This is a genomic window from Streptomyces sp. RLA131, from assembly GCF_056270125.1.
This window is the reverse complement of the sequence record NZ_JBWDOQ010000002.1, coordinates 5349244-5366023: the sequence shown is the minus strand read 5'-3', so window position 1 is coordinate 5366023 and position 16780 is coordinate 5349244. Positions and strand designations below refer to the sequence as shown.

18 protein-coding genes are annotated in these 16780 nt (G+C 71.7%); 11 read left to right on the top strand and 7 right to left on the bottom strand.

Features of this window, described 5'->3' with window-relative positions; translation table 11 throughout:
* Positions 1-66: 66 nt before the first annotated feature.
* Entirely contained in the window at positions 67-1011 is a 945-nt protein-coding gene (locus RWE79_RS25430; RefSeq protein ID WP_475942376.1) for a DMT family transporter, read from the top strand.
* A 38-nt stretch (positions 1012-1049) separates the two neighbouring features.
* Here RWE79_RS25430 and RWE79_RS25425 read toward each other — a convergent pair whose 3' ends face one another.
* Positions 1050-2207 carry a magnesium and cobalt transport protein CorA gene (locus tag RWE79_RS25425; protein WP_475942375.1) on the bottom strand — a complete coding sequence of 386 codons (1158 nt, stop codon included), beginning with the start codon at positions 2205-2207 and terminating at the stop codon, positions 1050-1052.
* A 376-nt stretch (positions 2208-2583) separates the two neighbouring features.
* On the opposite strand from RWE79_RS25425, the gene RWE79_RS25420 reads away from it, so the two are divergent.
* From RWE79_RS25420 to RWE79_RS25405, 4 genes are all read left to right on the top strand, one after another.
* On the top strand, positions 2584-3174 hold the full coding sequence (locus tag RWE79_RS25420) for a suppressor of fused domain protein (RefSeq protein WP_475942374.1): 591 nt from the start codon (positions 2584-2586) through the stop codon (positions 3172-3174).
* Between the two features lie 126 nt (positions 3175-3300).
* Positions 3301-3939 carry a DUF6758 family protein gene (locus RWE79_RS25415; RefSeq protein ID WP_475942373.1) on the top strand — a complete coding sequence of 213 codons (639 nt, stop codon included), beginning with the start codon at positions 3301-3303 and terminating at the stop codon, positions 3937-3939.
* A 100-nt stretch (positions 3940-4039) separates the two neighbouring features.
* A complete protein-coding gene (locus RWE79_RS25410; RefSeq protein WP_475942372.1) occupies positions 4040-4900 on the top strand; it encodes a PHP domain-containing protein in 861 nt (286 codons plus the stop codon).
* 147 nt (positions 4901-5047) lie between these two features.
* Positions 5048-5662: a MarC family protein gene (locus RWE79_RS25405; protein WP_475942371.1), complete on the top strand. Its 615-nt coding sequence runs from the start codon at positions 5048-5050 to the stop codon at positions 5660-5662.
* 65 nt (positions 5663-5727) lie between these two features.
* On the opposite strand, the gene RWE79_RS25400 is transcribed toward RWE79_RS25405, so the two are convergent.
* A complete protein-coding gene (locus tag RWE79_RS25400) occupies positions 5728-5868 on the bottom strand; it encodes a hypothetical protein (RefSeq protein ID WP_475942370.1) in 141 nt (46 codons plus the stop codon).
* A 262-nt stretch (positions 5869-6130) separates the two neighbouring features.
* On the opposite strand from RWE79_RS25400, the gene RWE79_RS25395 reads away from it, so the two are divergent.
* Positions 6131-7030 carry an NYN domain-containing protein gene (locus tag RWE79_RS25395; protein ID WP_475942369.1) on the top strand — a complete coding sequence of 300 codons (900 nt, stop codon included), beginning with the start codon at positions 6131-6133 and terminating at the stop codon, positions 7028-7030.
* Positions 7031-7099: 69 nt separating this feature from the next.
* On the opposite strand, the gene RWE79_RS25390 is transcribed toward RWE79_RS25395, so the two are convergent.
* Complete coding sequence (locus RWE79_RS25390; protein ID WP_475942368.1) at positions 7100-8020, bottom strand: alpha/beta fold hydrolase; 921 nt, start codon at positions 8018-8020, stop codon at positions 7100-7102.
* A gap of 44 nt (positions 8021-8064) precedes the next feature.
* On the opposite strand from RWE79_RS25390, the gene RWE79_RS25385 reads away from it, so the two are divergent.
* Entirely contained in the window at positions 8065-8604 is a 540-nt protein-coding gene (locus RWE79_RS25385; RefSeq protein ID WP_475942367.1) for a hypothetical protein, read from the top strand.
* A 65-nt stretch (positions 8605-8669) separates the two neighbouring features.
* Positions 8670-9848 carry an IS4 family transposase gene (locus RWE79_RS25380; protein ID WP_475938055.1) on the top strand — a complete coding sequence of 393 codons (1179 nt, stop codon included), beginning with the start codon at positions 8670-8672 and terminating at the stop codon, positions 9846-9848.
* A gap of 250 nt (positions 9849-10098) precedes the next feature.
* Here the strand turns inward: RWE79_RS25380 and RWE79_RS25375 are convergent, their stop codons facing one another.
* Entirely contained in the window at positions 10099-10782 is a 684-nt protein-coding gene (locus RWE79_RS25375) for a hypothetical protein (protein ID WP_475942366.1), read from the bottom strand.
* A gap of 115 nt (positions 10783-10897) precedes the next feature.
* On the opposite strand from RWE79_RS25375, the gene RWE79_RS25370 reads away from it, so the two are divergent.
* Genes RWE79_RS25370 through RWE79_RS25360 form a run of 3 tightly spaced genes read left to right on the top strand, consistent with a single transcriptional unit; the run spans position 10898 to position 13890 of the window.
* A complete protein-coding gene (locus RWE79_RS25370; protein ID WP_475942365.1) occupies positions 10898-12193 on the top strand; it encodes a magnesium transporter MgtE N-terminal domain-containing protein in 1296 nt (431 codons plus the stop codon).
* Positions 12186-12713 carry a DUF1003 domain-containing protein gene (locus RWE79_RS25365; protein ID WP_475942364.1) on the top strand — a complete coding sequence of 176 codons (528 nt, stop codon included), beginning with the start codon at positions 12186-12188 and terminating at the stop codon, positions 12711-12713. The genes RWE79_RS25370 and RWE79_RS25365 overlap by 8 nt, the downstream gene beginning before the upstream one ends.
* 22 nt (positions 12714-12735) lie before the next feature.
* Positions 12736-13890, top strand: coding sequence for an Mrp/NBP35 family ATP-binding protein (locus RWE79_RS25360; RefSeq protein ID WP_475942363.1), 1155 nt, complete (start codon positions 12736-12738; stop codon positions 13888-13890).
* 120 nt (positions 13891-14010) lie between these two features.
* On the opposite strand, the gene RWE79_RS25355 is transcribed toward RWE79_RS25360, so the two are convergent.
* The 3 genes from RWE79_RS25355 to RWE79_RS25345 all read right to left on the bottom strand — a co-directional run bounded on the left by RWE79_RS25355 (position 14011) and on the right by RWE79_RS25345 (position 16708).
* Positions 14011-14643: a hypothetical protein gene (locus tag RWE79_RS25355; protein WP_475942362.1), complete on the bottom strand. Its 633-nt coding sequence runs from the start codon at positions 14641-14643 to the stop codon at positions 14011-14013.
* 77 nt (positions 14644-14720) lie between these two features.
* On the bottom strand, positions 14721-15128 hold the full coding sequence (locus RWE79_RS25350) for a sec-independent translocase (protein ID WP_475942361.1): 408 nt from the start codon (positions 15126-15128) through the stop codon (positions 14721-14723).
* A gap of 107 nt (positions 15129-15235) precedes the next feature.
* Positions 15236-16708 (bottom strand): S1C family serine protease, encoded by a 1473-nt coding sequence (locus RWE79_RS25345; RefSeq protein ID WP_475942360.1) that lies wholly within the window; start codon positions 16706-16708, stop codon positions 15236-15238.
* Between the last annotated feature and the right edge of the window lie 72 nt (positions 16709-16780).

Here is a 16780-nt window from a genome sequence, read left to right as displayed (position 1 = left end):
GACAGGTGTGTCCCCTGAGATGCGCCTTACACTGGCAGGAACGCCAGAGCCCCCGGAGGAGCCGCCGTGCCAGCCGCACAGTCGCCCACGCGCACCGTAGATCCCACGGCGCGGCAGGATCCGGGCGGCACGGCACCCGGCGGCGCGGTGACGCTCGACTTCACACTGCTCGCGGTCGCCATCGCCGGCGTGTCCCTGTCGGCCCCGTTGATCGCGGCGACCGCCGCGCCCGCACTGGCGATCGCGTTCTGGCGCAACGCCATGGCGGTCGGTGCGCTGAGCCCCTTCGCCCTCGTCCGCCACCGGGGCGAGCTGCGCGGCATGGGACGGCGGGCGTTCCTGCTCTCCCTGGCCGCGGGAGCCGTGCTGGCGCTGCACTTCGGACTGTGGCTGCCGAGCCTTTCGATGACCTCGGTCGCGTCCTCGACGGCTCTGTGCACGACCACGCCGATCTGGACGACGCTCGTCCTGCGCCTGCGCGGTCACCGCCCGCCCGCCATGGTCTGGGCCGGTACGGTGCTGGCGGTGGTCGGCGTGGTGATCCTGACCGGGGTCGACCTGTCCCTCTCGCCCCGGGCCCTGGCGGGCGACGCCCTCGCACTGGGCGGTGGCATCGCGGCGTCGGCGTACGTCCTGCTGGGGGCCGAGGTCCGACGGACCGTCAGCACGACCGCGTACACCTACGTCTGCTACTCAACGACCGCGCTGGTGCTGCTCGCCGCCTGCCTGGTCTCCGGCTCGGCGCTCGGCGGGTACTCCGGCACGACCTGGCTCAAGCTGGTCGTGCTGACCGTGGCCGCGCAGCTGCTCGGCCACAGCCTCCTCAACCGCGTGGTGCGCGGCCTCGGACCGTCGACGACCTCGACGGCGATCCTGCTGGAGACACCCGGCGCGGCCCTGATCGCGGCCCTGTGGCTGGGCCAGACCCCGCCGGCCGCCGCCTACCCGGCCCTCGGCGTGATCCTGCTCGGCCTCGCGCTGGTGATCCGGGCCGGCCGCAGGAGCTCGTAGGCCCGGCCGGCCGGTCGGCCGGTCGGCCGGTCGGCCGGTCAGAGCCAGCCGTTGCGGCGGAAGCCCCGGTGGATGGCGAAGCAGACCGCGACCATGCCGGCCAGCACCATGGGATAACCGAAGCGGTAGTGCAGCTCGGGCATGTGGTCGAAGTTCATCCCGTAGACGCCGGTGATCATCGTGGGGACGGCGAAGATGGCCGCCCAGGCGGTGATCTTGCGCATGTCCTCGTTCTGGACGACGGTGGCCTGGGAGAGGTTGGCCTGCAGGATCGAGTTCAGCAGGTCGTCGAAGCCGAGGACCTGCTCGTGGACGCGGGCCACATGGTCGGCGACATCGCGGAAGTACTTCTGGATCTCCGGGTGGACCACCCGCATGGGGCGCTCGCTGAGCAGTTGCATGGGCCGCAGCAGCGGCGACACGGCCCGCTTGAACTCCAGTACCTCGCGCTTGAGTTGGTAGATGCGCCCGGCGTCGCCGCCGCTGCGCGAGGAACGGCCCTGGCCGGCGGAGAAGACGTCGATCTCCACCTCGTCGATGTCGTCCTGGAGGGCGTCGGTGACGGCGAGGTAGTCGTCGACGACCTGGTCGGCGATGGCGTGGAAGACCGCCGACGGGCCGTGGGCGAGCAGCTCGGGGTCGTCCTCCAGGCGGTGGCGCAGCGCGCGGAGCGAGCCGTGGCCGCCGTGCCGGACGGTGATGACGAAGTTCCGGCCGGTGAAGACCATGACCTCGCCGCTCTCCACCACCTCGCTGGTGGAGGTGAGTTCGGCGTGCTCGACGTAGCGGATCGTCTTGAAGACCATGAACAGCGTGTCGTCGTACCGCTCCAGCTTGGGACGCTGGTGGGCCAGGACCGCGTCCTCGACCGCCAGCGGGTGCAGCCCGAAGACCTCGGCGATCCCGGAGAACTCCTGCTCCGACGGCTCGTGCAGGCCGATCCAGACGAACTCCGGGTTACCGGAGCCGCTCCCGGAAACGCCACCGGAGCTGTCGTCGCCCCGTACCCGGGCCAGCGCCTCACGCGGGCTCAGATGGTCGCTGCTGCGGCGGCCGTCGCGGTAGACGGCGCAGTCGACGACCGAGCTGGACAGCGGGGCGGCGGGGCGGCTCGGGCCGTAGTCGTACGAGGCGTGGCTCTTGCGCAGGCTGGGACGGGGACGAACGACTGCGCGCAGGTCGCGGATCATCGACATGGCAAGCTCCCTCACGGACTGGCCGACGGCATGGTGCCGTACTGAGTTCTGATCAAACCGGGGTGATCACAGCGCAGTTCACAGAGCTCTTCCGGTACGTGCCGGCAAACCCGGGGATTCCGTGTTTCGTTGCCCGCGAGGCGGGAAAGAAGGGGGAAGCCTGGGGATCAGAAGGTCAGATGCCGGGAGGAAGAGCTGCCGGTACTGCACGGTCGACTAGGATCCATTGCAGCCCCACCTCCTCCGGCCGGTCCCCGCTGGGGGAAGATGTCCCTGGCTATCAGCGTGATTAACGTAGCCAGCGGCCAACCCTACCAGGGGGCGCCGCCGTAACCGCTGCGCTTTGCCTGTTCGATACGCGCTCTATGCTCCCTCCATGGTCGACGTACTGGAGCTGGTGGAGGCGCGGCTGCGCATGGCGTTCGGCGCGCCGGACAGCCGGGCGGCGGTGACGTTCCTGGGCACCGATCGGATCGAGGTCCTTCGTTTCGCCGACGCGCGGGCGGGTCTGGTGCGGTACGCGACGCTTGGGATGTCGCGCGAGCCGATGAACGACCCCACGGCCGCCGTGGCGGATCCGCTGCGCGGCCCGCGCGCCGAACTGGTGCTGTCGCTGCGCCCCGGGGAGGCCGGCACCGACGGGGTGCTGCGGCCGCTGGCCGTGCTGGCCGCCTCGCCCCAGGTCGAGGGGGTCGTGGTCGCGCCGGGGAACTCGCTCGACGTCGGTGAACCCCTGTGGCCAGGGGCACCCTTCTCCGCGGTGCTGGTGGCCGAGCCGGGCGGCCTGGTCGAGGACCTGGTGCCGGACCCGCCCCTGGACCCGGTGCGTTTCTTCCCGCTGCTGCCCATGACGCACACCGAGGCGGCGTGGAAGCGGGTGCACGGCGCGGGCGCGCTCCAGGAGCGGTGGCTGCGGCACGGCACCGACCTGCGCGACCCCGCTCGCGGCGCGGTGCCCCTCGGTTAGGGGCTGCCTCCTCTCGGTCACGGGCTGTCGTCCCCCCGCCTCGCCAACGGCATATGACGCGCCGATCCACGCCGGACGGGTGATCGTCCTTGACGCGGGCACGGTGCGGGAGGACTGTTGGGCGTTATGAGGGGCGAACCCAGTTGCCCGAAGTGCGGTGGCCGGGTCCGCGCACCCGGGCTCTTCTCCGACTCCTGGCAGTGCGACGAGCACGGCGCCGTCCATCCGCTGCAGCCTGTCGTCCCGCCCAGCGTCGAGGCGCTGGGCGTGGTGGTGAACCGCGCCCATGTGCCGGTGTGGATGCCGTGGCCGCTGCCGGTGGGCTGGCTGTTCACCGGTGTGGCGTCGGCGGGCGACGACCGGGCCGGCGGCCGGGCGACAGCTGTGGCCTGTTCGGGGCCAGGACCGCTCGGCGGGCCGGGCGAGATGGTGCTGGTGGCCGAGGAGCTGGGGGTCGGACTCGGTGCGCGCTTCGCGGGCATCGCCGGTCCCGACCCCGGGCCGCAGATGTGTGCCGGCAAGCCGCCGGCCGCCAAGGTGACCGCCGCCGGGCGGGTGACCCCGCTGTGGCATGTGTCCGGAGTGCCGGCGGACCGCGCGGTCTTCGCGGGCGAGTCGTTCGGCCTGTGGCTGTGGGCGGTGGTCTGGCCGGAGGAGTCCGGGCTGCTGCTGTACGACGAGCTGATACTGACCGACCTGCGCGACGCGGGGGCGGAGGTCGACCTCGTACCGTGCGGGGCGTTGTCACCGCGGCTGCTGTCCTGAGCGCGACCCCTGGGATTCAAAGGATTCCACGGCGGCTATCCTGGCAATTCCGGTATTCACCGCCCCCGGATCAGCTGCCGACCGCCTTGGAGTTCACGCCGTGCGCATCGACCTGCACACCCACTCCACGGCGTCCGACGGCACCGACACCCCGGCCGCGCTGATCCGCGAGGCGGCGGCCGCCGGGCTGGACGTGGTCGCCCTCACCGACCACGACACCGTCGGCGGCCACGCGGAGGCCGAGGAGGCCCTGCGCGAACTCGGCGCCCCGCTCACCCTGGTGACCGGCGCCGAGCTGTCCTGCCGGATCGACGGGGTGAGCCTGCACCTGCTGGCGTATCTCTTCGACCCCCGCGACCCCGAGCTCTTCCGCGAGCGCGAACTCGTGCGCGACGACCGGCTGCCGCGCGCCCGAGCCATGGTCGGCAAGCTGGTCGAGCACGGTGTGCCGGTCACCTGGCAGCGGGTCGCCGACATCGCCGGTGACGGCGCCGTGGGCCGGCCGCACATCGCGCAGGCGCTGATCGAGGCGGGCCTGGTCGGCAGCATCGCGGAGGCCTTCACCCCCGAGTGGATCGGCCCGGGGGGACGCGCGTACGTCGAGAAGCACGAGTTCGACCCCTTCGAGGCCGTCCGGCTGGTCAAGAACGCCGGCGGCGTCACGGTCTTCGCCCACCCGGCCGCCGTCAAGCGCGGCACCTGCGTCCCCGACTCGGTGATCGCCGGCCTCGCCGCCGCCGGTCTGGACGGCATCGAGGTCGACCACATGGATCACGACGGGCCGACCCGGGCGCGGCTGCGCGGTGTGGCCGGCGAGCTCGGGCTGCTCGTTACGGGCTCCAGCGACTACCACGGCACCCGCAAGACCTGCCGCCTCGGCGACGAGGTCACCGACCCGGAGGTCTACGGCGAGATCGTGCGCCGCGCGACCGGCGCCGCGCCCGTTCCCGGCCTCGGCTGAGCTGGCCCTACCGGCCCTACCGGCCCCACCGGCCCCACCGGCCCTGAACCTACCGGCCGCGAACAGACCGGCCCCGCACCGCCCCGACCTGATCCGACCTGCCGCCGCCCCGGCCCGCGCCCCATCAGAAAGCACGCCCGCTCCGCCATGGACCTCTTCGACCCGACCCTGTTCGGGTCCGTGTTCGTCACGCTCTTCGTGATCATGGACCCGCCCGGTATCACCCCGATCTTCCTCGCCCTCACCTCCGGCCGGGCATCCCGCACCCAGCGCCGGATGGCCTGGCAGGCCGCCGCCGTCGCACTCGGTGTGATCACCGTCTTCGGTATCTGCGGCCAGCAGATCCTGGACTACCTGCATGTGTCCGTGCCCGCGCTGATGGTGGCCGGCGGGCTCCTGCTGCTGCTGATCGCCCTGGACCTGCTCACCGGCAAGGCGGACGAGCCGACGCAGACCAAGGACGTCAATGTCGCGCTGGTACCGCTGGGCATGCCGCTGCTCGCCGGGCCGGGGGCGATCGTGACGGTGATCCTGGCCGTGCAGAAGGCGGACACCGCCGGGCAGCGGGTCTCGGTGTGGGTGGCGATCGTGGCCATGCACGCGGTGCTGTGGCTGACCATGCGCTACTCGCTGCTGATCATCCGGCTGATCAAGGACGGTGGCGTGGTCCTGGTGACCCGGCTGTCCGGCATGCTGCTGTCGGCCATCGCGGTGCAGCAGATCGCCAACGGGATCTTCGGCTTCATCCGCGGCGAGGGCTGAACAGGCCAAAGGGCCCCGTACGTCCTCGTACGGGGCCCTACCGCGTGAAGCTGGAACTGTCTCCTCTACTCCGCCGGGCGGATGTAGAGGCGCTGGCCGGTCTCTGCGGCCTGCTGAACGATCTTCTTGACGGAGGCGGCGTCCACGACCGTACTGTCGACGGCGGAGCCGTCGTGGTCGTTGAGGCGCATGATTTCGAAGCGCATGGGCTTCTCCCTTCGTCCGGGCACTCCTCCATTGGAGAGGTGAGCTGCTTCGCAGCGATTGCTTGTCCGTTAAGTCTGGATTGCGTGATGCTCAGCGCGCATCTCGGACTTCCAGATCCATGAGTGCACAACCAACTATCCCAAAAAAACATTCCGTACGCTAACGAAAACTTTTCCGAGCCTAACTACCCACCGGTAGCCACTACACTCCGTCCGCCTCCGGTTGTGCCCGCGCACCGCCCCGATCGACAATGTGACCTCTATGAACGACGACGCTGTCCTGGCCGCCATCGAGCGGACCAACGAGCTGCTGCAACGCGTACTCGCCGAGGTGGCCACCACCCCGTCGACCCACGCGGTCTTCGTCGACGCCGGGTACGTCTACGCCGCCGCCGGCCGGCTCGTCGCGGGGACGGAGGACCGGCGCGGCTTCGAGCTGGACGCCGAGGCCATCATCGAGGCCTTCATCGACAAGGCGCGGACCCTCTTCCCGGACAGCCGGCTGCTGCGGGTGTACTGGTACGACGGCGCCCGGCGCCGTATCCACACCACGGAACAGGAGCGGATCGCCGAGCTGCCGGACGTCAAGGTCCGGCTCGGCAACCTCAACGCCAGCCGGCAGCAGAAGGGCGTCGACTCGCTCATCCGCTCCGACCTGGAGTCACTGGCCCGGCACCGGGCCATCAGCGACGCCGTGCTGATCGGCGGCGACGAGGACCTGGTGTCGGCGGTCGAGGCGGCCCAGGGCTACGGCGCCCGCGTCCACCTGTGGGGCATCGAGGCGGACAGCGGCCGCAACCAGGCCGACCCCCTGCTGTGGGAGGTCGACAGCCAGCGCACCTTCGACCTGGAGTTCTGCAAGCCCTACGTCACCCGGCGCACCACCCCCGTCTACGGCGACCTGGCGGCCGGCGCGGGCCCCGTCCCGACCCGCGACGACGTCCACTTCGTCGGCGCCCGGGTCGCCGCGCAGTGGCTCTCCACCCGCGGCCGGGAGGCGCTCGCCGAGCTGCTGCCCGGGCATCCGTATCTGCCGCCCAACTACGACCAGGAACTGCTGATGGAGGCCGAGGCGATGCTCAGCATCTCCCTGCGCGGCCACGGCGACCTGCGGCGGGTGCTGCGCGACGGGTTCTGGGAGCACCTGCAGGCGCAGCTCTAGCCGGTGCGGTGACCGGCACTGTTCACCGGGACCGCCTGGTGGCCGCTTCGTCCTCGATCGCCGGACGCGCTAGGCGGTGCCGGCGCCGCGCCAGAAGGCTGCCAGGGCCTCCGCCGTGGCGGCCGGCCGCTCGGAGTTCGGGGAGTGCTCGGCGCCGTCGATCACGACCCGGGCAGCGCCCAGCCGCCCGGCCATGTCGTCCAGCCAGGGCACCGGCCAGGCGTGGTCCACCGCGCCGGACAGCACCAGTTTGGGGAGCGGGACGGCGGCCAGATCGGCGACCCGGTCCGGCTCGCCGATCAGCTGCCGGCCGGTGACGATGAGCTGCTCGGGGACGTTGCCGAGCCAGCGGCGGTGCATGAACGCGTCCACGTCGTCGGCGGCGTCGACGGCGGTCACGCCGTCCACGCCGTCCACCGCCCCGGCCGGGGCGGTGCTGGTGCCCGCGTCCTCGACGTCCAGCTCGCGCATGGCCCGCCAGACGGTCTCCAGGTCGAGCCCTGCCAGCGCGTCCACCAGCATCTTCGTACGGGCCTGCTGGGCGCTCTCGATCGCGGCCGGCCCCGAACTCATCACCGTCAGCGAGGCCCACGGGCCGGGGCCGGTCGCCAGCACCGCCCGGCGGGCCACCAGGCCGCCCATGGAGTGCCCCAGCAGATGCACCGGGCCGTCCGCGAGGGCCCGCGCCTGGGCCACCACGTCCGCCGCCAGTTCCTCCTGCGCGTAGGCCGCCTCGGAGCGCGGGCCGCCGGTCTCGTACTGGCCCCGGCCGTCGACCGCGACCGTACGGAAGCCGGCCACCGCCAGCGGCTCCAGCAGGGCGACGAAGTCCTCCTTGCTGCCGGTGAAGCCCGGCACCAGCAGCGCCGTGCCGCTGACCGCCGTTCCCGGCGGCGGCGTGGTGTCCAGCACCGCGAAGGCACCGCGGGCGGTCTCCAGGCGGTGGGCTCGGGTGTGCTCGGACAGCGTGAGGAAGGGAGGCCTGCTCATGCCCCTGAGGCTAACGGTGCGGGGTTACGCAATAGGGTTCAGGTATGACGCAGAGCGTGGAGCAGACGCTCCTCGACCGGGCCCTGGTCGAGGAGGCCGCGAAGAAGTCCGGCCTGGTGTGGGTCGCGGCGGCCGACGGCGGGGCCCCGCCGCAGGCCCTCTGGCACGCCTGGGTGGACGGCGCCGTGTGCGTCGTCGGCGACGGCGAGGGCGAGCAGCCACTGCCGGGGCTCACGGACGGCGGTACCGCCACCGTCACCCTGCGCAGCAAGGACAAGGGCGGCCGGCTCGTCGCCTTCCCCGCCACGGTCACCGAGCTGGAACCCGGCGGGGAGGCCTGGACCGCCGCCGTCGCCGAGCTCAAGGGCAAGCGTCTCAACGCCCCCGACGGCGAGGCCATGACCGGCCGCTGGGCCCGCGACTGCCGCGTCCTGCGCCTGACGCCCGCGGGCGCTCCCGCGCAGCGCCCCGGCAGCATGCCCTCCGGGAGCGGCGCGGCGGCCCCCGTGGTCACCGCGGCGACCACCCGCCGGGCCGCGCCGGCGGCCCTGCCCCGGCTGCTCTTCCGCAGGAAGCGCGGCTAGGCCCAATGCCGTTGCCTTTGCTGTAGGCGTACTGTGCTTGGCAGTTCGTCCCGGGGGTGGTTCGGATGGCTGCGAGTGTGTCTGACTTATCGGGTCTCGGCCTGTTGACCTGGGTGTATCCGCCAGGCTTGGTGGACCGGGTGGTGACGGCGTGCGGCCGTGCCGAGCGACGTCAGCGGCTGCTTCCCGCGCGGCTGGTGGTGTACTTCGTGCTGGCGTTGGCCCTGTTCTCACCTGCCCCGTATCTGGAAGTGATGCGCCATCTCGTCGAGGGCTTGCGGGGCTCGGGGCTGCTGGGCAACTGGCGTGTTCCGGCGAAGTCCTCGCTGTTCAGGGCCCGGCAGCGGCTGGGCTCCGAGCCGCTGCGGGTGCTGTTCGCCACGACCGCGAAGCCGATGGCGACCGAGGCGACGCCCGGCGCGTTCTGGCGGGGCTTGCGGCTGCTCGCCGTCGACGGCACGTGCTGGGACGTCGCGGACAGTGAAGCCAACGAGACTGCCTTCGGACGTCCGGGCAGTGGCCGCGGGTCGGGCAGGAGCGCGTTTCCGCAAGTGCGGATGGCAGCTCTGGTGGAGATCGGCAGCCATGCGGTGCTGGACGCGGAACTGGCCGGCTGCCGCACCGGGGAAGTCACTCTGGTAGGCCGCCTGCCGCGTTCGACCGGCCCAGGTCAGCTGGTCCTGGCCGACCGTGGGTTCCTTGGCGTCCCGTTGTGGCAGGCGTTCACCGCCACCGGCGCCGACCTGCTGTGGCGGGTGCCCGCCAACCGCGTCCTGCCCGTCACCAAACAGTTCCGCGACGGGTCATGGCTCTCACACATCAGAGCGAGCGGCGGCCCGGCCCGCAAGGAGCCGGTTGTGGTCCGTGTCCTGGCCTACCGGCTCAAGGACCGGGCCGGTGAGGGTGAGACCGACGACTATCGCCTGGTCACCAGCCTGCTGGACGCCCGACGGTATCCTGCCCGGCAGCTGGCCGCGCTCTACCGCGAACGCTGGGAGATCGAGTCCGTCTTCGCCGAGATCAAAACCCATCAGCGTGGCGCACGCGTCGTGCTCAGCAGTAAAACACCCGACGGTGTTCACCAGCAGATCTGGGCACACCTGCTGGTCCACCACGCTCTGCGGGAACTCATGCTGAGAACGGCTGCCACCCGTGGCCTGGACCCTGACCGGGTCTCCTTCACCGAAACGCTGCGCTCTGCCCGGCGCAGCGTGACCGTCACGCCGGGCAGTTTTTCCCCCTGACCTCCTGGTCAGAGCACTGGTGATGCTCGAGCAGGACCTCCTGGAACGGCTCCTGCCCGTCAGACGCCTCCGCAGCCAGCCCCGCGTGGTGAAACGCAAGATGTCCAACTACCGCCTCAAGCGAACTGAACACCGTTCCTGGCCACAGCCGACCCGCACCGGACCTCAAGCGGTCCTCATCACAAGACCCCAGCCCGCAAGCCCGTAACGCAACGGCATTGCGGCTAGGCCCTGCCTGAACCGGCACCGCCTACGACGTCACGGACTTGCCGTAGTCCACGACGTCGTCGCCCTCGGGCGCCCGCAGGGTGAAGTCCTGGCCCCAGTCGTCGAGCGTGAGGGTGCCGGCGTCGCCGGCGCGCTCGTAGCGCAGCGGGTAGGGGGTGCCCTCCAGGGAGACGTCGAGGGTGCCGCCGGAACCGGCGTCGGCGGTGACGGCGATCGTCCGGGTGCCGTCGACGGAGCGGTGGTCACCGACGGCGAGTTCGCCGTCCAGGACGAAGAGGCCGTCGAGCAGCACCTCCTTGTCGGTGAAGCCGCTGAACTGCCGGTAGGCGGGGTCGCCGGTGGGCACCTTGACGTACTTGTTCTTGAGCTTGGCGCCGACCTCGTCGCCGTAGAAGTCGGCGCCGGCCTTGAGGTAGAGGTCGTCGCCGACCCGGAGAAGTTCGAAGGTGCTGCCCGTGGCGGTGACCTCGCCGACGCCGCCGTTGTCGCGGAGCTTCATGTCCAGCCGGTAGGTCTTGCCGTTGCTGGAGACGGTGCCGGAGAGCCGGACCGCGTCGGCCGCCTTCGCGGCGGTGCGGGCGCGCTTCTCGATGGTCCTGGGCGGGAGCTTGGCGACGCCGTTGGTTCCCGCGTCCGGATCGCCCGCGCAGCCCGCCGTCGCCGTGAGCGCGAGGGCCGCGCCCGCCACCCACCGAACCCACGACACGTGTGATCTTCCTCCTCGAAGCGGAGCCGAGGCTACCGCAGCGTACCGTCACGCCGCGAGGCCCACGGAGCAGTCCGCCGCGCCCACCATGATCGGGGCGGGCTAGCCTGACCGTATGGCTGCCGGTACCTCCAGGATCTTCGTCTCGCACCTCGCCGGCGTACCCGTCTTCGATCCCAACGGGGACGAGGTGGGCCGGGTCCGGGATCTGGTGGTGATGCTGCGGGTCGGCGGGCGCCCGCCGCGCGTGCTGGGTCTGGTGGTGGAGGTGGTGAGCCGCCGCCGGATCTTCCTGCCCATCACCCGCGTCACCGGGGTGGAGTCCGGCCAGGTGATCACCACCGGCGTGGTGAACATGCAGCGCTACGAGCAGCGGCCGACCGAGACCCTGGTGCTGGGCGAGCTGCTGGACCGCCGGGTCCGGCTCACCGACAGCGGCACCGCGGGAAGCACCGCGGGAAGCACCGCGGGAGGCCCCACGGGGGGCGAGGAGGTGACCGTGCTCGACGTGTCGATGCTGCGGCTGCCGGCCCGCCGCGACTGGGAGATCGACAAGGTCTTCGTCCGCCGGGGCAAGGGCGGCGCGCTGCGGCGGCGCGGGGAGACCCTGACGGTGGAGTGGTCGGCGGTCAGCGGCCTCTCGCTCGACGAGCACGGCCAGGGCGCGGCGGCACTGCTGGCCACCTTCGAGCAGCTGCGCGCCCCCGACCTGGCGAACGTGATGCACCATCTGTCGGCCAAGCGCCGCGCGGAGGTCGCGGCGGCGCTCGACGACGACCGGCTGGCCGATGTGATGGAGGAACTGCCGGACGACGACCGGGTCGAGATCCTCGGCAAGCTCAAGGAGGAGCGCGCCGCCGACGTCCTGGAGGCGATGGCCCCGGACGACGCGGCCGACCTGCTCTCCGAGCTGCCGGAGGAGGAACAGGAGAAGCTCATCGGGCTGATGCAGCCGCACGACGCGGCCGACATGCGCCGGCTGCTGGCGTACGAGGACCGCACCGCCGGCGGTCTGATGACCACCGACCCGATCGTGCTGCGCCCGGACGCGACCGTCGCCGACGCCCTGGCCCGGGTCCGCAACCCGGACCTGTCGCCGGCGCTGGCCGCGCAGGTCTATGTGTGCCGGCCGCCGGACGAGACCCCGACGGGCAAGTACCTGGGCACCGTGCACTTCCAACGGCTGCTGCGCGACCCGCCGTTCACGCTCCTCGGCTCGATCGTCGACAGCGATCTGCGGCCGCTGCCGCCGGACAGCCCGCTCCAGGTCATCACCAGCTATCTCGCGACGTACAACATGGTCGCCGCACCCGTCGTCGACGAGGTCGGCTCCCTGCTGGGCGCGGTCACCGTCGACGACGTCCTGGACCACATGCTGCCCGAGGACTGGCGGGAGACCGACTATGAGTGATGACCGCCCCCGCGTCCGCCTGGACCAGCCGCGGGCCCGCCGGCAGCGTCTGCTGCCGACGTACGACCCCGAGTTCCTCGGACAGCTCTCGGAGAAGATCGCCCGCTTCCTGGGCACCATGCGGTTCATCGCGTGGATGACGGCCGTCATCATCATGTGGGTGCTGTGGAACATCTTCGCGCCCGACCATCTGCGCTGGGACCGCTATCCGTTCATCTTCCTGACCCTGATGCTGTCGTTGCAGGCCTCGTACGCGGCCCCGCTGATCCTGCTGGCGCAGAACCGCCAGGACGACCGTGACCGCGTCAACCTGGAGCAGGACCGCAAGCAGAACGAGCGCAGCATCGCCGACACCGAGTACCTGACCCGGGAGGTGGCCTCGCTGCGCATGGGCCTGGGCGAGGTGGCCACCCGGGACTGGATCCGTTCCGAACTGCAGGATCTTCTCAAGGAACTGGAGGAGCGGCGTCTCGCGGAGGTCTCCGCGCTGCGTGACGAAGGCGACGACCGGGCACCCTGACGGGCGCCGTACCATCGACATCATGGCTACCGAAGCGTACGACTCCCCCACCACCGACGCGGTGCGCGCCGCGCTCGCGACGGTGAACGACCCGGAGATCCACAAGCCGATCACCGACCTCGGCATGGTGAAATCGGTCGACATCACCGAGGACGGCGCGGTCACGGTGGCTGTCTATCTGACGGTGTCGGGGTGTCCGCTGCGGGACACGATCACCCGTGAGGTCACCGAGGCGGTGTCCCGGGTGGCCGGAGTGACCGGTGTGACGGTCGAGCTGGACGTGATGAACGACGAGCAGCGCCGCGAGCTGGCCTCCTCGCTGCGCGGCGGCCAGGCCGAGCGGGAGATCCCGTTCGCCAAGCCGGGCTCGCTGACCCGGGTGTACGCGGTCGCCTCCGGCAAGGGCGGCGTCGGCAAATCCTCGGTGACGGTCAACCTCGCCGCCGCGATGGCGGCGGACGGGCTGAAGGTCGGCGTCGTCGACGCCGACATCTACGGGCACAGCGTGCCGCGCATGCTCGGCGTGGAGGGCCGGCCCACCCAGGTCGAGAACATGATCATGCCGCCGTCGGCGAACGGCGTGAAGGTCATCTCCATCGGCATGTTCACCCCGGGCAACGCCCCGGTGGTGTGGCGCGGGCCGATGCTCCACCGCGCGCTCCAGCAGTTCCTGGCGGACGTCTACTGGGGCGACCTGGACGTGCTCCTCCTGGACCTCCCGCCGGGCACCGGCGACATCGCGATCTCGGTGGCCCAGCTCGTGCCCAACGCGGAGATCCTGGTGGTCACCACCCCGCAGCAGGCCGCCGCCGAGGTCGCCGAGCGGGCCGGTTCCATCGCCGTACAGACCCACCAGAAGATCGTCGGCGTCGTCGAGAACATGTCCGGCATGCCGTGCCCGCACTGCGACGAGATCATCGACGTCTTCGGCTCGGGCGGCGGCCAGCGGGTCGCCGAGGGCCTGACCAGGACCACCGGCGCCTCCGTGCCCGTCCTCGGGCAGATCCCGATCGACGTGCGGCTGCGCGAGGGCGGTGACGACGGCCGCCCGGTCGTCCTGACCGACCCCGAGTCCCCCGCGGGCTCGGCCCTGCGCACCATCGCCGGCAAGCTCGGCGGCCGCCAGCGCGGCCTCGCGGGGCTGTCCCTGGGGATCACGCCGCGCAACAAGTTCTGACCGCCGCGCGCCGCCGCCGGACGGGCTGACGAGCCGGCCCGTCCGGCCATTGAGGACCGGACGGCCACCGGTGACCGGACGGCCACCGGACGGACCCGGTGGACCAGCCCGGTCACCGCGCTACACGGCGTACGCGGCCACGTCCTTCACGGCCGCCAGCCCGAGCCCGTAGGCGCTCATTCCCCGTCCGTACGCGCCCAGATGGATACCCCGGGCCGATCCGGCGAGCACCCACCCGTACTCGGACTCCCGGTAGTGGAAGTCGGCCGGCGAGCCGTCCACCGGCAGGGTGAGGGTCGACCATCCCGGCCCGTCGAGACCCTCGGCCAGGTCCCAGGCGATGGCCGTCTGCTGGTCCAGCCAGGCCTGCCGCAGATGGCGTTCCATCATGGTCGGCCAGGTGCAGGACAGCAGCCCCGAGCCCGCCAGCCAGGCCGCGGAGCCGACGGAGGTGGCGTCCAGGACGCCGGTGCCGTCGGCGCTGCGCCGTCCGGGGCGGTCGGCGACGGTGACGACCACCGCGAAGCGCCGGGTGTCGGGGGTGGGTTCGGTCCTGACCGAGGGCTCGTCGCCGTGGCCGACGGAGCCGTGCTCCACGGTGCCGTCGGCGCTGACGCCGGCCGGGTTGAGCCAGCGATGGCCGGTGAAGGCCTCGTCAAGGCCGTACCAGGGAAAGTCGGCCTTGAGATAGACGTCGACCGTAGGGGTCGTACGGATGCGGGTGCGGTCCGCTGTATCGGCTGTCGTCTCCACGCGGCGGCGCCTCCTCCATAGGGCAAACATAGGGAGAATAGCCACTCACGGTGCCGGATCGGGGCAGGGCCCCCGTCTCAGGTGGCGTCGGAGTCGTACGGCGGGGGCTCACCGGGGTCCGAGACGTCCCGCTTGCGCAGCCGGTCCGGCGTGTCGGACGGCTTGCTGTGCACCGCCTCGGTGATGGACGCGGCCTCCGCCTTGAAGTCGAAACCGTTGCGGATGTCGTCCAGGCCGAACTCGTCGTTGCCCATGAGCTGCTTGCGGACGAAGTTCTTGGGGTGCAGGTCCTCGAACTCGAAGTCCTTGAACTCCGGGCCCAGCTCCTTGCGGATGTCCTCCTTGGCGCTGTCGGAGAACGCCCGGACCTTGCGGACGAACCCCATCACGTCCTGGATGACCTTCGGGAGCTTGTCCGGACCGAAGACGAGCACGCCAAGGATCACGAGGGCCACAATCTCGAGCGGGCCTATATCGAAGAACACCCTGCAGCTCCTACGTAAACGATCCGGCGGATATCACCGTACCTGCCCGGCCTGGGTACCGGGAGGGCCCGACTCCAACACTAGGCGGACTCTCAGTAAAGGAATGTTCAGCTGCCCGTCGCGCTGCCCAGGGTGAGCCGTACGGTGCGCGCCCTGCCGTCACGGCTGACGGTGAGCGCCAGCCGGTCGCCGGGCCGGTGGCTGCGGATGCGGACGATCAGCTCCTGGCCGCTGTGGATCCGCTCGCCGTCGACCGCGGTGATGACGTCGCCGCTCCTGATCCCGGCCCGGTCGCCCGGCCCGTCCGGGGTGACCTCGTCGTCGACCCGCGCGCCGTCGCCGGTGTAGTGCATGTCGACGCTGACGCCGATGACGGGGTGGGTGGCCCGGCCGGTCCTGATCAGTTCGTCGGCCACCGGCCTGGCCTGGTTGACCGGGATGGAGAAACCGAGGCCGATACTGCCGCCCTGGCCACCGCCGAGGCTGCTGCCGGCGGAGCGGATGGCGCTGTTGATGCCGACGACCAGACCGCCGGCGTCGACCAGCGGCCCGCCGGAGTTGCCGGGGTTGATGGGGGCGTCGGTCTGGAGGGCGTCGACGTAGGACACGTCGGAGGAACCGCCGGCGTCGGTGTCGCCACCGGCGGCGATGGGACGGTGGGTGGCGCTGATGATGCCGGAGGTGACGGTGCCCTCCAGGTCGTAGGGGGCGCCGAAGGCCACCACCGGGTCACCGACCCGGACCGAGTCGGAGTCACCGAGGGCCAGCGGGTGCAGCGAAGTGGCGCCGGAGACCTGGATGACGGCCAGGTCGTAGCCGCTGTCCCGGCCGACGATCCTGGCGTTCCGCACGACCTGGCGGTTGTTGAAGGTCACGGAGACGGTGCCGCCGGCATCGCCCGCGGCCGGTTCCACCACATGGTTGTTGGTCAGGATGTGGCCCTGCCGGTCGAGCACGAAGCCGGTGCCGGTGCTCTCCGACCCGGCGGACCTGACGTGGATGTAGACCACCCCGGGCAGGGTCCTGGCGGCGATGGCCGCGACGCTGTCCGGGGCCCGCTTGGCCGGTGTCGCCTGCGGGGTGGCCACCGCGCCGCTCTGCGGGTGGCCGCCGTCACCGGCCCGCAGATACGCCCCCACGGCGCCGCCCAGCACGCCCGCCAGCAGGACCAGCGCGGCCAGGCCCGCCCCGAGCCGCCCACGGCGCCCACGGGGCGGCACGGGGGGCCGTACGGGGATGGGCAGGGCCGTCTGCCAGTGGCCCACGGACAGCGGCTGGGCCGACGGGACCAGCGGGACCTGCCGCACCGGCTGATCCGGCTGGACCTGCGGCACCGGCTGGACCTGCGGGGCGGGCGCCCAGGGGCCCGGGGCGCCGTAGGGAGGGGTGTCGTAGGGATCCGGGGCGTGACGCGGCACAGCGGGCGTCGGGGGCGCCTGAGGAGCCTGCTCGGCCCGCTCCGGCGGCATCTGGGACGGGGGAGGCCCCGCAGGCCCCGCAGGCGCCCCGGGAGGCGCCGGGGGCGTCACTGGGTCCGGGCGGCTCCACCACTGCGGCCCGGCGGCCTTCCCCACGCTCATGCGCTCCCCTCCGACGGACCGGTCTACGGACGACGACCTGCACTCACTGGGATTGAACCAGGAGTCGGCGTC

Excerpts from the sequence above, each read along its gene's own strand:
- RWE79_RS25360 (WP_475942363.1), top strand. The coding sequence starts at position 12,736 with ATGGCTACCGAAGCGTACGACTCCCCCACCACCGACGCGGTGCGCGCC.
- RWE79_RS25345 (WP_475942360.1), bottom strand. The coding sequence starts at position 16,708 with ATGAGCGTGGGGAAGGCCGCCGGGCCGCAGTGGTGGAGCCGCCCGGAC.
- RWE79_RS25425 (WP_475942375.1), bottom strand. The coding sequence starts at position 2,207 with ATGTCGATGATCCGCGACCTGCGCGCAGTCGTTCGTCCCCGTCCCAGC.
- RWE79_RS25395 (WP_475942369.1), top strand. The coding sequence starts at position 6,131 with ATGAACGACGACGCTGTCCTGGCCGCCATCGAGCGGACCAACGAGCTG.
- RWE79_RS25380 (WP_475938055.1), top strand. The coding sequence starts at position 8,670 with ATGGCTGCGAGTGTGTCTGACTTATCGGGTCTCGGCCTGTTGACCTGG.
- RWE79_RS25405 (WP_475942371.1), top strand. The coding sequence starts at position 5,048 with ATGGACCTCTTCGACCCGACCCTGTTCGGGTCCGTGTTCGTCACGCTC.
- RWE79_RS25415 (WP_475942373.1), top strand. The coding sequence starts at position 3,301 with ATGAGGGGCGAACCCAGTTGCCCGAAGTGCGGTGGCCGGGTCCGCGCA.
- RWE79_RS25420 (WP_475942374.1), top strand. The coding sequence starts at position 2,584 with ATGGTCGACGTACTGGAGCTGGTGGAGGCGCGGCTGCGCATGGCGTTC.
- RWE79_RS25390 (WP_475942368.1), bottom strand. The coding sequence starts at position 8,020 with ATGAGCAGGCCTCCCTTCCTCACGCTGTCCGAGCACACCCGAGCCCAC.
- RWE79_RS25400 (WP_475942370.1), bottom strand. The coding sequence starts at position 5,868 with ATGCGCTTCGAAATCATGCGCCTCAACGACCACGACGGCTCCGCCGTC.
- RWE79_RS25370 (WP_475942365.1), top strand. The coding sequence starts at position 10,898 with ATGGCTGCCGGTACCTCCAGGATCTTCGTCTCGCACCTCGCCGGCGTA.
- RWE79_RS25365 (WP_475942364.1), top strand. The coding sequence starts at position 12,186 with ATGAGTGATGACCGCCCCCGCGTCCGCCTGGACCAGCCGCGGGCCCGC.
- RWE79_RS25385 (WP_475942367.1), top strand. The coding sequence starts at position 8,065 with ATGACGCAGAGCGTGGAGCAGACGCTCCTCGACCGGGCCCTGGTCGAG.